This window comes from Nocardia sp. N2S4-5 (assembly GCF_044628355.1).
Lineage (GTDB): Bacteria > Actinomycetota > Actinomycetes > Mycobacteriales > Mycobacteriaceae > Nocardia > Nocardia wallacei_B.
Genome location: NZ_JBIUPM010000001.1, coordinates 5,450,013 through 5,465,604, shown reverse-complemented (window position 1 = coordinate 5,465,604; position 15,592 = coordinate 5,450,013). Strand labels below are relative to the sequence as shown.

At 70.2% G+C, this 15,592-nt stretch carries 14 protein-coding genes; 4 read left to right on the top strand and 10 right to left on the bottom strand.

What is annotated here, in order from left to right; translation table 11 throughout:
* Positions 1–161 precede the first annotated feature (161 nt).
* The 3 genes from ACFMRZ_RS25030 (at position 162) to ACFMRZ_RS25020 (ending at position 4,688) form a co-directional block, all read left to right on the top strand.
* Positions 162–2,960 carry a tetratricopeptide repeat protein gene (locus ACFMRZ_RS25030; protein ID WP_400180974.1) on the top strand — a complete coding sequence of 933 codons (2,799 nt, stop codon included), beginning with the start codon at positions 162–164 and terminating at the stop codon, positions 2,958–2,960.
* A 95-nt stretch (positions 2,961–3,055) separates the two neighbouring features.
* A complete protein-coding gene (locus tag ACFMRZ_RS25025) occupies positions 3,056–3,670 on the top strand; it encodes an NTP transferase domain-containing protein (protein WP_400180973.1) in 615 nt (204 codons plus the stop codon).
* A gap of 13 nt (positions 3,671–3,683) precedes the next feature.
* Positions 3,684–4,688, top strand: a complete 1,005-nt coding sequence (locus ACFMRZ_RS25020) for an XdhC family protein (RefSeq protein ID WP_280270782.1) — start codon at positions 3,684–3,686, stop codon at positions 4,686–4,688.
* Positions 4,689–4,698: 10 nt separating this feature from the next.
* On the opposite strand, the gene ACFMRZ_RS25015 is transcribed toward ACFMRZ_RS25020, so the two are convergent.
* From ACFMRZ_RS25015 to ACFMRZ_RS24970, 10 genes are all read right to left on the bottom strand, one after another.
* Positions 4,699–5,784 carry an ABC transporter substrate-binding protein gene (locus ACFMRZ_RS25015; protein ID WP_400180972.1) on the bottom strand — a complete coding sequence of 362 codons (1,086 nt, stop codon included), beginning with the start codon at positions 5,782–5,784 and terminating at the stop codon, positions 4,699–4,701.
* Positions 5,785–6,582 (bottom strand): ABC transporter permease, encoded by a 798-nt coding sequence (locus ACFMRZ_RS25010; protein WP_400180971.1) that lies wholly within the window; start codon positions 6,580–6,582, stop codon positions 5,785–5,787.
* Entirely contained in the window at positions 6,579–7,334 is a 756-nt protein-coding gene (locus tag ACFMRZ_RS25005; protein ID WP_400180970.1) for an ABC transporter permease, read from the bottom strand. Before ACFMRZ_RS25005 ends, ACFMRZ_RS25010 begins: the two co-directional genes overlap by 4 nt.
* Positions 7,331–8,170 carry an ABC transporter ATP-binding protein gene (locus ACFMRZ_RS25000; RefSeq protein ID WP_400180969.1) on the bottom strand — a complete coding sequence of 280 codons (840 nt, stop codon included), beginning with the start codon at positions 8,168–8,170 and terminating at the stop codon, positions 7,331–7,333. The genes ACFMRZ_RS25005 and ACFMRZ_RS25000 overlap by 4 nt, the downstream gene beginning before the upstream one ends.
* An 86-nt stretch (positions 8,171–8,256) precedes the next feature.
* Entirely contained in the window at positions 8,257–8,610 is a 354-nt protein-coding gene (locus ACFMRZ_RS24995) for a hypothetical protein (protein ID WP_280273494.1), read from the bottom strand.
* Positions 8,611–9,415: 805 nt separating this feature from the next.
* Positions 9,416–10,240 (bottom strand): class II fructose-bisphosphate aldolase, encoded by an 825-nt coding sequence (locus tag ACFMRZ_RS24990; RefSeq protein ID WP_400180968.1) that lies wholly within the window; start codon positions 10,238–10,240, stop codon positions 9,416–9,418.
* Positions 10,237–11,196: a hexose kinase gene (locus ACFMRZ_RS24985; protein WP_400180967.1), complete on the bottom strand. Its 960-nt coding sequence runs from the start codon at positions 11,194–11,196 to the stop codon at positions 10,237–10,239. Before ACFMRZ_RS24985 ends, ACFMRZ_RS24990 begins: the two co-directional genes overlap by 4 nt.
* The gene (locus ACFMRZ_RS24980; protein ID WP_400182966.1) at positions 11,184–12,344 is read right to left on the bottom strand and encodes an N-acetylglucosamine-6-phosphate deacetylase; all 1,161 of its coding nucleotides are present in this window, start codon (positions 12,342–12,344) and stop codon (positions 11,184–11,186) included. Before ACFMRZ_RS24980 ends, ACFMRZ_RS24985 begins: the two co-directional genes overlap by 13 nt.
* A gap of 36 nt (positions 12,345–12,380) precedes the next feature.
* Positions 12,381–13,307 carry an ROK family protein gene (locus ACFMRZ_RS24975; protein WP_400180966.1) on the bottom strand — a complete coding sequence of 309 codons (927 nt, stop codon included), beginning with the start codon at positions 13,305–13,307 and terminating at the stop codon, positions 12,381–12,383.
* A gap of 5 nt (positions 13,308–13,312) precedes the next feature.
* Positions 13,313–14,224 (bottom strand): SIS domain-containing protein, encoded by a 912-nt coding sequence (locus tag ACFMRZ_RS24970; RefSeq protein ID WP_400180965.1) that lies wholly within the window; start codon positions 14,222–14,224, stop codon positions 13,313–13,315.
* Positions 14,225–14,344: 120 nt separating this feature from the next.
* Between ACFMRZ_RS24970 and ACFMRZ_RS24965 the strand changes: the two genes are divergently transcribed.
* Complete coding sequence (locus ACFMRZ_RS24965; protein ID WP_400180964.1) at positions 14,345–15,589, top strand: extracellular solute-binding protein; 1,245 nt, start codon at positions 14,345–14,347, stop codon at positions 15,587–15,589.
* Positions 15,590–15,592 lie beyond the last annotated feature (3 nt).

Below are 15,592 nucleotides of genomic sequence, written 5' to 3'. Positions count from 1 at the left end.
CGGCACAGCCCATTGACCAGGACGAATACGTCCTGATACCAAGGACGTATCACATTCGGCTCGTCCGGCCGGGACAGCCGGACAGCTCGGGGGAGGTATCGGTGGCACGAGCCCGTTCCGATCAACCGCGTAAACCGCGCCGCCCACGGGCGGTAGAGACCGTGTACACCCGATTCCGGGAACTCGGCCTGGGCGATCAGGAAATGCGCCGCCCGTTCGTCGACGAATTGCGGCAACAGGGATATCGCGCCCGCGCGGCCTGGCGCTACGCCTGCAATTTGTCCCAGGAAAACGTGTGCGACCAGTTCAACGCGCTATCCAACAGCGACACCATGAAACCGAGCCGCATTTCCGAATACGAGACCTGGCCGGGCACGGGCCCACGCCCGAAAGGCGTGCGCCCGACCGCCGAGGTACTCAAGAAACTGGCGACCATTTACGGCACCACCTGGGACCGGCTGGTCGATCTCGCCGACCTCGCCCACATGACCGCCGCCGAACACGACGAGTACCGCGAGGCGGTGACGCGGCACGACGCCGACCCCTCCGCCGTGCTGGTCGGCGACCTGCCACCCGAGGTCACCGCCTTCACCGGCCGCGACGAGGCGAAAGCCGAACTGCACCAACGGGTCTCAGCGCACATCGAGCGCGGCGGGGTGGCGGTGCACGTGATCGACGGACCGCCCGGCGTGGGCAAGACCGCATTGGCCCGGTACGCGGTCAGCGCGTTCGCCAAGCACTACCCGGACGGCACGATCTGGGTCGACCTGCTCGGCTACACCCCGGGCCGCGACCCCGCCGACCCCACCGACCTGCTGGAATGGCTGCTGTTACAGATCAACCTGCCGCCCACCGCGATCACGGCGGACGCCGGGCACCGGGCGCAACAGTGGCGGCAGGCGATGGCGTCGCGCCGGATGCTCCTCGTCTTCGACAATGCCGCCGACAGCGCGCAGGTCAAGGAGCTGCTGCCGCAGGCCCGCGACTGTTTCGTGCTGGTCACCAGCCGCAAGCGGCTCACCGGGCTGTCCGGCAGCGGCCCGGTCCACCCCTACCACCTCGACGGCATGCCGCTCGGCGAGGCCGAGCAGTTGCTGGTCAAGCTGGCCAATCTGCACGACGGCTACGACCGCGCCGCGGTGCGCCAGATCTCGGAGACCTCCGGCGGACTTCCGTTGGCGCTCAAGCTGATCGCCGGTCAGATCGCCCATCACGGCATCAATATGCTCGCCGACAGCGCCGCCGATTTCGCCGATCTGGCCGCCGAGATCCGTCGCACGCCGGTGGGTTCGGAACGCCACGAGTCGGCCGCGGAGCACATCCTGGAGCGGTTCGCCGCCGAGGAGGAATCGGTCGGCGCGGCCTTCGAACTGTCGTACCAGCGGCTGCGCGAGCCCGCGCTGCAGCATGCCGTCCGCCTGATCGGCTGGTTCCCGGGCACCGAGATCACCGCGCAGACCCTGGCGTGGCTGGTCGACGTGTCCGAGCCGTCGGCGAAGCTGTTGATACTCAAGCTCTGCGAGGCCGGTTTCCTCGACCCGCTGCCCGTACCGGCCGACGACCTGCCGCCGGATCCCAGCGGCCCGCGCTACCGGATGCACGACATGCTGCGGCTCGGCGCGCAGTTGCACGCCGAACGCGAGGGCTCTGTCGAGGTGCGCGCGGCCCTCATCGACCGCCTGATCGGGCACGGTCTCGCCATCGCCCGCGGCGTCAACGCGATCAAGCCCTTCCACGCGGTCGGGGTGCGGCCGACACCCAATCCGCCGGAGGAGTCGGCGCGGGCGCGCTCCTGGCTCAGCAAGGAACAGGAACTGCTGCTCGGCTGCCTCGAAATCGCCCGTCCCACAGCCGAAGCCACCGAACTGGCCCGGCTGATGGCCGCGCATCTGTGCGGGCTGGGCTACTGGGAGAGCGCCGAGCGGCTGTACGGGCGCGCGCTCTGGATCGCGCGCACCATCGATGACCGGCAGGGCCAGGCGTGGGCGCTGCTCGGACAGGGCCGGATGGCGCGGATGCGGGGCGCGCACGTGCAGGCCGAGCAGGCGTTCCTGGAGGTCTGCGAGATCGCCGACGACCTGGGTGACCTGCGCTGCCTCGCGGAGGTGCAGTGCGAACGCGGCTACTCCGCCTGGATCACCGGTGAGCACGCCGACGCCCGGCACCACTTCAACGAGGCCCTGCGCATCGCCGTCGAGATCGGTTACCGGCCGACGCAGTGCGACGCCCTGGACGGGCTCGGCCGGGCCGGGCGGATGGCCTGCGAGTACCGGGCCGCCGAACGCTGGTCGCAGGAGGCCCTGTCCATCGCCATCGAACTGGCCGATCCCGAACGGGTCGGCATCGTGCAGTGGGGCTACGCCGAGGCCATCCGATTGCACGGCGACCTCGACGGCGCCCGGCAGCACTACGTGTACGCGCTGCACATCGCGCGCAGCATCAACCACGTGAAGCTGGAGGGCGATGCCCTGCGCGGCCTGGGGTACGTCGAATGCGATGCGGGGAATACCGTTGCCGCGCAACAGCATCTGTCGAGCGCGCTGGACAAGTCGCGCCGCATCCAGGATCAGTACGCGGAGGGCTGGGCGCTGTCGGGCCTGGCCGAGCTGGCCCTGCGGGCGGGCAATCCCGACCTGGCCCGCAACAACTTCGAATACGCCCTGCAACTGGCCCGGGAGGTCAAGGATCCACTGGGCAAGGTCGACGCGCTGCGCGGACTCGGGTGCATCGAGCGAGAGCTGGCGCTGCGCGACCCGGCGCGATACGAGCTGGCCGCGGGCTATTTCCGCGAGTCGGTGGAGGTCGCCCAGCAGATCGGGCACCGGCGCAGCCGCGCCAACGCCCTGCGCGAACTGGGCCGCCTCGCCGCCGAACACGGCCGCACCGAGGAGGCGAGCGCGTACCTGACCACCGCCCGCGAACTCTTCGAACGCATCGATATCCGAGAGAAGGAGCAGTGACCTGCGGTCAGCTCGGGCGGCGCGGACCACCGCCCGCGGTTACGCTCGGCCAGAGCGGTCCGGATCGCACGACCGCCCGCCGGAAAGGACACGGCATGAACGACGCGGACTGCGCCGGCATCGTGCTGGCGGCCGGCGCCGGAACCCGGTACGGGCGTCCGAAGGCGCTGGCCGAGGGGGGCGCGTGGCTGCGCGGCGCGGTCACCGCGTTGCGCGACGGCGGCTGCGGGCGGGTGTTCGTGGTGCTCGGCGCCACCGGCCCGGCCCGCCGCTCGCCGCGCGGGCACTGGCTGGTGTGCGACGTCCCGGAGATCGCGATTCCCGAAGGGGCACAGCCGGTCTGGGCCGCGGACTGGGCTGTCGGCCTCGCGGCCTCGCTGCGCACCGGCCTGGCCGCGGCCGCGACCACCCCGGCCGAGTTCGCCGTCCTCATGCCGGTCGACACCCCGGACGTCGGCGCCGACGTGGTCCGCCGGGTGCTGACGGAGGCGCGCGCCGCGCCCAGCGGCCTGGCCCGCGCGGTGTTCCACGGCCGGCCCGGTCACCCCGTTGTGCTCGGTCACAAGCACTGGCGGGAGGTCGCCCACACCGCGCAAGGAAATTCCGGAGCTCGGGCATTTCTGGACGCTAGACCGGATATTGTGGCCGTCACGTGCGACGATCTGGCTACGGGGCGTGACCACGACTATCCGGCCACTCGCGCACCCTGATCGGGAGTTTGTGATGCGCGACATCGTCGATGACCTCATGCGGGTGTGGCACAGCGGCCGGACGGGCGGTCTCGCGACATTGGTCCGGACGTTCGGGCATTCGGCGCTTCCGGTCGGGTCGACAATGCTGCTGGACCCCGACGGCGGCGTGTACGGGTCGGTCTCCGACGGTTGCTACGAGTCGGTGGTGTACGAGGCCGCCGCGCATGCCGCGCGCAGCGGCCGCCGGGAACTGCAACGGTTCGACGGCAAGACCGGTGTGGAGGTGAGTGCCGACTGCGGCACCATCGACGTCTTCGTAGAACCGTTCTCGCGCATACATTTTCCCGAGTTCGCCGCGGTGGCCAAGGAGATCGCGGCCAACCGGCCGGTCACCGTGTTCACGGTGGTGTGGCATTCGGATCCGGAGGTGATCGGGCAGCATCTGGTCACCGATCGTCGGCACAACACCGAGCTGGTGTCGCTGCCGGAGTCGGATGTGTTCGTGTCGTCGTACGCGGCGCTACCGCGGCTGATCATCTTCGGCGCCAACCCTTTCGCGGCGGCGCTCACCGTGCAGGGCAGGCTGCTCGGCTACCGCGTCACCGTGTGCGACGCCCGCGAGACCTTCGCCTCGCCGAACTCCTTCCCCGGCGCCGACGTGGTCGCGGACTGGCCGCACCGCTACCTCAACGCCCAGGCCGCGGCGGGTGAAATCGACTCCACCACAGCGATTGTCGCGGCATCGCAGGATCCGAAGTTCGAGATCCCGCTGCTGACCGTGGCGCTGCGGCTGCCCGAGCTGGGCTACCTGGGCGCGCTGGGTTCCCCGGCCGCGCACCGCCGCCGGGTGGAGGACCTGGAGGCGGGCGGCTTCGACGCCGAGACCCTGTCCCGGCTGCACGCCCCCGCCGGTTTCGACATCGGCGCCCAGACCCCGATGGAGACCGCCGTCGCCATCGCCGCCGAACTGGTGGCCGCCCGCTCCGCCGCCGCGCTGCGGACCCAGGACTTCCACTCCGCGGTTTCGGTCTCCTGAGCGACCCGGGCTACCTCAGCTCGGGACGTTCGGCGTACAGCTCCCGCAGCACCGACAGGTCGAACAGCCGATCGGCCGTGATGTCGATCTTCGCCTTGGTCAGCGCCTCGATATTGCGGTCGATCAGCTCGTCGGTCATGGTCAGCAGGCCGTGGGCGTGGGTGTCGGCGGAGACGACCAGGTCGTTCTGCGCCGTCGCCTCCTTGGTCTGCTCGGCGAGATCGAGGCGCTGGTCCTTGCCGTAGACCTCGACCGCGAGCCGCGCGCCCTCCGCCGGATCGGCGACAGCGTCCTTCCAGCCCTTGATCTCGGCGGCGAGGAACGCCTTGAGCTTGTCGCGTTCGGAGTCGATGGTCTGCTGCCGCACCGTCAGCGTCTCCGCGGTGAGCGGCAGGCCGAAGTCGGCGAACAGGAAGTGCGCGGTCGGGAAACCCTTGGCGGCCAGCGTGATCGGCTCGTTGGTCACGTAGCTCACCCAGCCGTCGACCTCGCCGTTGGCGAGCGGGGTCGGGTCGTACTGGGCGGGCACGAGCTGCACGTCGTTCGGCGTCAGGCCGTTGGCGGTCAGCAACGCCGCGAAGATCAGCTGATTGGTGTCCTGCACACCGATCTTGCGGCCCTTCATCTCCTGCGGCGACCTGATCGGCTTCGCCGCCGAACTCACGATGCAGAACGGATTCTTCTGATACGTGGTGCCGACGATCTTGGCGGGCAGTCCCTCCAGGATCGCGGGCGCGGTGGTCTGCGGCGCGGACAGGCCGAGCCAGATCTTGCCGGTGTCGAGCCCGGCCTCCACCGAGGTGCTGGCGGCCCCGCCCGCGACCAGGTCGACGCCGCCGAACCCGGCCTCGCGGAAGTAGCCGCGGCTGTCGGCGAAGTACTCGCCCGCGAATTCGATGTTCTTCAGCCACGACAGCTGAACGGCGACCCTGCCGAAGGTCGAGCCGTCGGCGGTGGTGCCGTTGCTGTTGCCCGCCCCGGCGTCGTCACCGCAGGCCGCGAGCATCGCGGCGCCGCCGAGCGCGAACCCGGCCAGCGCCGAGGTGCGCAAGAAGGACCGGCGGTCGATGTGGGTGCGGTACGCGAAGTTGCCCATTCAGCTTTTCCCTGCCTCCGGCCCGAAGCGGGCCAACACGACGTTTTCGATCACTCCGACGATCGCGTAGAGCAGCACCGAGACCACTGTCACCAGCACGATCGAAGCCCACAGTTTGCTGTACTGGAAGGTGGGGATCGCGCGGATCAGCGCGGCCCCCAGACCCGTTCCGCTGCCCAGCCATTCACCCAGCAGCGCGCCGATGAGCGCGCCCGGCACCGAGACTCGCGCGGCCGCGAACACCGACGGCAGCGCGGCCGGCACGGCCACCAACCGCAGCTTGGTCCAGCGTGAACCGCCATACGCGGCAACGAGTTCCATCGCCTGCCGGGACGCCGACCGCAGCCCGGTCATGATCATCACCAGCGCCGGGAAGAACACCACGATCGCCGCCAGCACCGTCACGCCCACGACACCGCGGCCGAATACCAGCACGACGATCGGCGTCAGCGCGACCAGCGGCACCGACCGCAGCAGCATCGCCACCGGCAGAAAGGACTGCTCCACCGCGGGCAGGGTGACGAACAGCGCGGCCACCACCAGCGCACCGGCCATGCCCACACCGAATCCGACGGCGGCGTCGCGCAGGGTGATCTCCAGGTCGGCCAGGATCGCGTGGCGGGCGGTGGCGGCGGAGTCGCCGGTCACCAGGTAGGTCCACACGTCCGCGGGCGTCTTGCCCACGCGCGGGCCGACCTGGGGGAACGCCTCGAGGAAGGCGTACCAGATCACGAGCATCAGAAGTAGCGAAATCAGCAGGGGGAAAAGGAATTTCCCGATTCTGCGCAGTGCGATCACGACACCGCCTCCGTCGCCGCACCGGTCCACGGCGCCAGCAGCCGGGCCACCAGCGCCACCGCCGCGTACCCGAGCCCCGCGAGCGCGGCCGCGGCCAGCGCCATCCCCCAGGTCCGGGGCACGTTGTAGGAGGTCTGTGCCGCCGTGAGCGCGACCCCGATGCCGCTGTCGACCCCACCGAGATACTCGCCGATGATGGCCCCGAGCACCGCCGACGGCGCGGCGATCTTCAACGCCGCCAGCGTATTCGGCAATGCGGCGATCACCTGAACCCGGCGCAATTGCTGCCAGCGACCGCCGCCGTAGGCGCGGATCAGATCGAGGCTGGTGCGATCGGCGGACCGCAAGCCAGCCACGGTGCCGACCATGGTGGTGAAGAAGCAGTACATGGCGGCCAGGAACACCGTCGGGGTGCGCCCGCCGAACACCACCAGGATGATCGGGCCGAGCGCCAGCAACGGTGTGCAGTAACTGAGGATGGCCAGCTGGGTGGCCAGCGACTCGATCGGCGGCGCCAGCAGGACCAGCACGGCCAGCGCGACGGCCAGCCCGTTGCCCCACAGAAAGCCTTGCAGCGCACCGGATGCGGTGACGCGGAAGTTCGGCCCGTACAGCGCCCAACCGTCCGTGTACATGGTGTGCACGACGGTCCACGGGCTCGGGATGGTGCCGCCCGCGACGCCGAGCGCCGCCAGCACCCACCACAGCGCGATCAGCGCCGCCACACCCAGCACGCCGCCCGCGCGACTCACTCGCCACCGCCCGGAACCACCAGTGCCGCTTCGGCTTCCGCCTCGATGCCGCCGCGGCCACCGCTGCCGAACAGCAGCTCCGACAGATAGTCGTGCAAGCGGTGGAATTCCGGTGAGCGCAGCATCTCCGGCGTGCGCGGCCGCGGCAGGTCGATCGGCACCATCTCCACCACCCGTCCCGGTCGCGGGCTCATGACCGCGACCACGTCGGAGAGGAACACCGCCTCGCCGATGCCGTGCGTGACCATCAGTGTGGTGGCGGGCTTCTCGGTCCAGATGCGCAGCAGCTCGAGGTTCAGGCGCTGGCGGGTCATGTCGTCGAGCGCGCCGAACGGTTCGTCCAGCAGCAGCACGGACGGCTGCACGACCAGCGCCCGCGCGATCGAAACCCGTTGTCGCATACCACCGGACAGCTGCGCGGGCTTCGCCTTCTCGAACCCTTCCAGGCCGACGAGCGCGATCAGGTCGGCGATCGACTCCCGGTCCACCGGCAACCCGGCCACCTGCAACGGCAGCTTGATATTGGATTCCACACTGCGCCAAGGCAGTAGCGCCGAATCCTGGAAGGCGATGCCGAACCCGTGACGGCGGCGCAGCTCGGCCGGGGTGGCGCCGTCGATCCGGGCGGTGCCGGCCGAGGGCGTCTCCAGACCGGCCAGGATGCGCAGCACCGTCGATTTCCCACATCCGGACGGGCCCAGCAGCGACAGGAACGTGCCCTGCTCGGTGTGCAGATCCACCGCGTCCAGCGCCTGCACCGACCGGCGGCCGACCCGGAACGACTTACCGAGGCCGCTGACATGAATGCCCGTGCCCGCGGCCGGTGTACTACTCATGTCGTCACACTAGGAGCAACCGGTTGCACGGATATTGCGAATCGGCGCTTCAGGTTAGGGATTGGTAACAGCCGCGTTCCGGTCGATCACCACCCATCGGGTTCGAACCAATCCCGCGCCGCGCGGCGGAACAGCAGCACGATCACCACCACCGAACTGAGCGGGCCGAGCCAGCCCGGCGGGTGGCCCCCGCTGATCGACGGGACGGTCCACAGCATGTTCAATCCCGCGAGGAAAATCGCGCCGATCCGGATGCCGCCGCCCACCGCCGCGCCGAAGGCCAGCGCCGTCAGTCCCAGCAACCAGGTGGGCACGAACGACAGCGACGTGATCAGCGCCGAGCGTCCGCCCAACAGCCAGCCCGCGGCGCCCGTGCACACCAGGCCGATCGCCGCCATCCCCACCGCCACCACCTGCGCCACCCGCACCGACACAGGCATCCGGTAAGTCTCACCCGCCGGCTCGCCCCCGGCCTCGGACATCGGTCCTCCCTCTCGCTCACGACGCCGACTCGCCGCTGCCGCGCACGCCCCAGCATGGTTCGCCAGATAATCGCTCACGGACTGATCGAACGGCAGCACTGTACCCCGCAACCACATCCCGCCTGCGATAACTCGCTGAAAACCCACCCCCATCACCTCACACGGCAACTCCCCTGCAATGACACCCACCCCCTGCCATTCACGGCACGCTTCCCCCTTCGCCATCCCGGCACGCCTCCCACTACGTGATCCCGGCACGCCTCCCTCCGCACCACACCGGATGCCTCCCACCGCGCCATACCGCCACGCCTCCCTCCACGTCACCCCGGGCGCGCTCCCACGTCACCCTGGGCGCGCTCGCCCCGCGTCACCCCGAACGCGCTCCCTCTGCGCCACACCGGCACCCCTTCCCTCCGCGTCATCCCGGGCGTGCTTCCCCGCGTCATGCCTGACACCCTCCCCCGCGTTATCCCCCACACGCTTCCCTCCGAGTCATCCCCGTACACGCTCCCTCCGCGTCATCCCGGCATGCTTCTGGCCGGGTCCACACCCCTCGCAGCCGTGGATTCCGGCCAAAACGCGCCGGAATGACGGGGTGCCGTTGCAGTACTGACGGGAGTGTTGCTGTCGCAGTAGCGAGTACAAGATCGGCGCACATAGCCGAGCGCGGCATCCGTCCCCTCGAGCGAAGGGGCCGGCCGACCGAGAGGTGTGCCGTATGCGCACACGTACGGCAGCCGTTCCGCTCGAGCGCGATGCCGCCCTACGCGAGCACGTACAGCAACCGTTCCACTTCCTGCCGCACGGCCTCGCGGCCCGCGCCCAGATAGCGGCGCGGGTCCGACAGCTCCGGGTCGGCGGCGAGTGCCTCGCGTACGGCGCGAGCCAGCAGGATGTTCAGGCGGGTCGCGATGTTGATCTTGGTCATGCCGTGGCGGACGGCCGAGCGCAGGCCCGCGTCCGGCACCCCGGAAGATCCGTGCAGCACCAAGGGGACGGGCACCTTCGCCGCGAGCCGGGCGATCAACTCGTCGTCGAGCCGCGCATCGCGGGTGTGCATGGCGTGCGAGGAGCCCACGGCCACGGCGAGCGCGTCCACGCCGGTGGCGGCGACGAAGGCCACGGCCTCGTCGGGGTCGGTGCGTACGCCGGGGGCGTGCGCGCCGTCCTTGCCGCCGATCGCACCGAGTTCGGCTTCGATGAAGACGCCGCGCGCCCGGCACCAGTGTGCGATGGCCGCGGTGCTGTCCACATTGTCGGCGTAGGGCAGGGCCGAGCCGTCGTACATGACCGACCGGATGCCGAGATCCGCTGCGGCCCTGATCAATTCGTGCGAGGTCGCATGGTCGAGATGGACGGTCAGGTCGGCCGGACTGTCGGCGGCGATCGCCAGGCACGCGCGCGCCAGTGGGCCCAGCCGGCCGTGGTAGCGCACGGTGTTCTCCGAAATTTGCAGTACCGCAGGGCGTTTCGCGGCAGCGGCCGCGGCGGCGATGGCCTCGGCGTGCTCCAGGGTGATGACATTGAAGGCCGCCAGCGCACCGGGGCGGGCCGCGGCGATGAGATCGGGGACGGGCAGCAGAGTCACGGTGCGGATTCCTGTGCGGTGCTGGGTAGGCCGGTGACGACGACCTTCGGCGCCAGCCGGTCGCGCTGGGTGCGATCGATCTCCCCCGCCACCGGAATGACCACGGCCGCAGCCGAAGTCGCCACAGCGTCGGCGAGCAGGGCGGGCCAGTCCGGTTCCGGTGTGGCGGCCAGGGCGGCGATCACCGCGGCGGTCGCGGCATCGCCCGCGCCCGTCGGATTTCCCGCGACCGGTGCGGACAGCGCCGCGGACCACGCGCCGGCGGCCGTGACCGCGACCATGCCGTCGGCGCCGCGGGTCGCGATCACCGCGCGCACGCCGCGATCCACCAGCGGGCGCACCGCCGCGACCACCTCACCGGTGGTGTCGGCGTGGACCCCGGTGAGCCGGTGCAGTTCGTCGCGGTTGGGCATCAGCACCACGCCGGGCACCTCGGCCGCCATCTGCAGCGCCCGCCCGTCGACGTCGCAGATGGTCGGGATGCCGACCTCGAGCGCGACACGAGCGAGGCGGGCCGGAACGGAGTCGCCGACCCCGCCGGGCTGCGAACCGGCGATCACCATGCCGTCGGTGTTGGGCAGCAGGCCGGTGACGCGGACCAGCAGCTGCTCGACCGCGTACGGATCACCTACCCGGGCACCGGGTTCCCAGAGCGCGGTCGCGGTGCCGTCCCCGGATTCACTGATCACCACCGTGCGCCGCACCCACGGCAGCGCGTGCACAAAATCCACCGGCAGCTCCAGTTCGGCGGCGGCCGCGAAGACGTGGTCGGAGAAGCCCGTCGCGCGGGAGTACTTCCCGAGTTGATTGAGTACGCGGGTCACGTTGATGCCCTTGCCGCCGATGCGCTGCTCGACCGACAGCACCCGATGCGCCCGGCCCCGTTCGAACCGCTCCACGCGGTAGGTCATGTCGTAGGCGGGGTTCATCGTCACGGTGAGGATCACGTCAACCACTGTCCATGGCGTAGGACGCGACGCAACCCCTGTTTCTCGTCGAGCACCACCGCATCGGCGGCCAGGCCCGGTCGCAGATCGCCGACATCGTCCAGTCCGGCCGCCGCGGCCGGTGTCGACGTGGCGGCGACGACCGCGTCGAGCAGCGGCAGACCACAGTCGCGGACCGCCCAGCGCAGGCATTGCAGCAGCGTGGCGGTACCGCCGGCGATGGCGCCGGTGGCGACGCGGGCGACGCCGCCGGTCACCCGGACCGGTTGCGGGCCGAGCCGGTAGTCACCGTCCGGCAGTCCGGCGGCCTGCATGGCGTCGGTGATCAAGGCCACACGGCCCGGGGCGGTGGCGAAAGCCAGTGCGGCGAAGCCGGATTCGACGTGGACGCCGTCGCCGATGAGTTCCACGATCGCCCGGCGCTCGGCGGCGGCGACCAGTCCGGCGGCGGCCGGGCCGGGCGCGCGGTGATGCAGCGGCGGCATGCCGTTGGCGAGGTGGGTGACCAGGGTGCCGGGTCCGCCGGGCGCCAACGCGCTGCGGAACGCGGCGTAATCGGCGTCGCTGTGGCCGAGCGCCACCACCACGCCGTGGGCGGCGAGCAGGCGGGCCGCGACGTCGAACCCGCGGAGCTCCGGGGCGAGCGTCATGACGCGTAGATGGCCTCCCGCCGCCGCGAGAAGCCGCTCGATCAACACCGGATCGGGATCGGACAGAAACCGCGGATCCTGTGCGCCACAGCGCACTTCGGAGAGAAACGGTCCTTCGACATGGATGCCCGCGAGCACGCCTTCGTCGGCCACCGCGCGCAGGGTGGCCGTCTGCGCCACCATGTCGTCGGGCGCGCCGGTGACCACGCTCGCCACCACACTGGTCGACCCCTGCCGCTGATGGAACTCCCCCGCCGCCCTGGCCTCGGCCGCGTCCACGGTATCGAACCGATGCCCGAACCCGCCGTGATTGTGAATGTCCACCAGCCCCGGCACGATGGTCCCCAGAAATTCCGGCGTCTCGGAGTTAGCCTGCGCAGCAACCCATTCCGTGAACGGCCGCACACCCACGATGCGATCCCCACGCACCGACACCACACCGTCATCCAGCACACACGACGCCGAAACGATCCGCCCCCGCAGGTGCATCACCCCGTCACCAACCATCACGCGCCTCAACCATCTCCGCCACCCCAGCCACCGTCATTCCAAAACCCCCGTGCGGGCGTAGTGGGCCGCGCCGACCAACCCGGCGCGGGCGCCGAACTCGCCGAGCACCACGCGGGGGGCGGGGGCGACTCGGAGCAGTCGGGTGAGGCGGTCTTGTAGGGCCGTGGTCAGGCGGGTGCCCGCACCGGCGAGGCCGCCGCCCAGCACGATCAGTTCGGGGCAGGTGGCGTGGACGACGCCGAACAGGCCCTCGGCGAGGGCGTCCACGGCGTCGTCGACCACGGCGCGGGCGTCGGGGTCGCTGTCCAGGACGGCGAAAACCGTCTCCGCGCCAGATATTTCGCGTCCGGTGCGGTCGCGATACGCCCGGGCGATGGCGGTGCCGGAGGCCACGGTTTCCACACAGCCGATACTGCCGCACGGACAGGGCAGACCATCGCGGTGACGCACCGGAATATGGCCGTATTCGCCCGCCTGCCCGGCGGCGCCGCGGACCAGACGCCCGCCCACCGAGAGTGTGCCGCTGATCCCGGTCCCGAGAATCAGCACGCAGACGTCGGCACGACCGCGGCCTGCGCCGTGGCGCCACTCGGCCCAGCCCGCGACCGCCACGTCGTGCTCGATCAGCACGGGCATGTCCCAGCGCGCGCTGAAACGGTCACCCACCCGCACGTCCCGCCAGCCGATATTGCTGCTGAACACCGCCAGCGAACGGGCGGGATCGACGATACCGGGCAGCACCACGGCCGCCCGCGCCACCGACTCACGCTGCGCCGCAGGCAATTCCGCGAGCACACCGGCGCCCAGCTCACCCATCGCATCGAACGCGGCCGCCCCGCGCGGCGTCGGCACCGCGCCCGCGCTCAGCACCACCCCGGCGGCATCGGTGATCTCCGCCTTGGTCGTGGTACCGCCGACATCCACGGCCAGCACCAGATCCGACGGCTCGACGCTGGTCACGACGGTCAGTCGAGGACGACCGAGCGGTTCAGGCCGCGCGGGTGATCGGGATCCAAGCCCAGGTCGGCGGCGCGCAGCGAACACAGCCGGTGCACTCGCACCAGGTCGGCCATCGCGTCGATGTCACGGTGCTCGAAATGCGCTCCGGTAGCGCGGATTTCGTCCGCCAAACCGGGAATCACCGGCCCCAGCGCCCACACCGCACGACCCGGCGCGGCGATGCTGATCGGACCGTGCCGGTACTCGGTCGCCAGGTAGCCCTCGGCCCAGGCCTGGCAGGATTCCCGCAGCTTCAGCGCCGCCTCCTCGGCCAGCGCACCCGCGAAACCCATTCCGACAAAGGTGATCTGCTCGGCACCGCGGACGGCGGCGGGCAGGCTCGCCGGGTCCTCCGCCAGCACCTCGCGCGCCTGCGCGATCACCGGGTCCAGATCCTCGCCCAGATGGCGGCGCAGAATCGCGAGTGCCGTGGTCGCGAAGCGCGTCTGCACCACGGACCGCTCGTCCACCTCCTGGATCAAGATCGCGTCGCCCAGCTCGAGCACCGGGGTTCCCGGGCTCGAGCAGAGGACGGTGCGCGGCACACCCGAGGGGATGGCGCGCATCGCCTCGATCACCTCGGTGGTGGTGCCGGAACGGCAGATCACCAGGTAGCGGTCGTAGTCGCGGCCGGTGCGCACCTGAGCGGCGGGCCAGGCATCGGTCAGCCCCTGCCCGGCCGCCTCCCGCAGCGCCGCGAACGCACGGGACATGAACAGCGAAGTGCCGCAACCGATGACGGCCACCCGCTCGCCCGGTGCGGGCAGCAGCGCGGCGTGCTCGGCGGCGATCGACGCGGCGCGCGTCCAATCGTCCGGCTGGGTTGCCACCTCGGCGGCGAGGTGGGTCCTGGCGATTCGATCGGCGGAGGTCGGCACCACACCAGAATCAACCCGGTGATCGTTCATGTCAAATTTACACTCAAACCGGTCACGTTCGATCAGTGTTAGCGCTAACCTCTGCCCAACCGAATCGTTTCGCCTCGAAAGGTTCTACTCGTGAAACGTCCACTCCGCGGCGTGTTCTCGTCGATAGCACTGTGCACCGGCCTCACCCTGGCGATCTCCGCCTGCGGTTTCGGTGGCGGCAATGCCGACGACTCGGACCCGAACACCCTGTCCTTCCTGGCACCGAGCTACAGCGACGGTACCAAGTCGGAGTGGGACCGGATCATCGCCGACTTCCAGCAGCAGAACCCCGGTATCAAGGTGAACCTGCAGATCGAGTCGTGGGATTCGATCAACGACGTGGTGCGGACCAAGTTGCAGTCCAAATCGACCACCCCCGACCTGCTCAATATCGACGCCTACTCCACCTTCGCCACCGATGGCCAGCTCTACCCGGCCACCGAGGTGACCTCACCCGCCGTCCTCGGCGATATCCAGCCCGATTTCGCCCGGAACGCCTCGATCAACGGAACCCAGTGGGCGCTACCGCTGTTCGCGTCCACCCGCACCCTGTTCTACAACACCGACCTGTTCACGCAGGTCGGCATCACCGCGCCGCCGAAGACCTGGGCCGAGCTGACCGACGCCGCCCGCCGCATTCAGGCGCTCGGCGGCGGCGTGTCCGGCTACGGACTGCCGCTGGGCAGCGAGGAGGCCCAGGGCGAAACCTCGATCTGGACCTTCGGCGCGGGCGGAAACTGGTCGGACGGCGACGCGATCACCGTCGACACCCCCGCCAACACCACGGGCGTGCGGGCGATGAAGTCGCTCGCCGATGCCGGTGTCACACAGCCGAATCCGGGGGCCACCGACCGCAAGGATGTCATCAACGCCTTCATCCAGGGCAAGATCGGCATGATCGAGGGCCTGCCTCCGGTGATCGGGATGATCGCGCAGAAGAATCCCGCCCTGAAGTACGCCACCGCGCCGAGCCCCACCGAGACCGGCGCCCCGGTGACCCTCGGCGTCGCCGACCATCTGATGGCGTTCAAGAAGGACGGCGCCAAGACCGAGGCGATCAGGAAGTTCCTCGACTACTTCTATTCCGCCGGTGTCTATTCGAAGTTCGTGCGGAGCGAGCACTTCATCCCGATCACCACCAGCGGCACCGCGGCGATGGCCGACGACCCCGTCGTGCAGGCCTTCTCGACCACGTTGCCCGTGGCCCGCTTCTACCCCAGCAACAACCCGAAATGGGGTGCGGCACAGGGTGCTATCCGGCAGCAGATTGGCACCGTCGCGCAGGGCGCCGATCCGGCCGCGGTACTGCGGAAGATCCAGCAGGCGGCGAATTGAGCG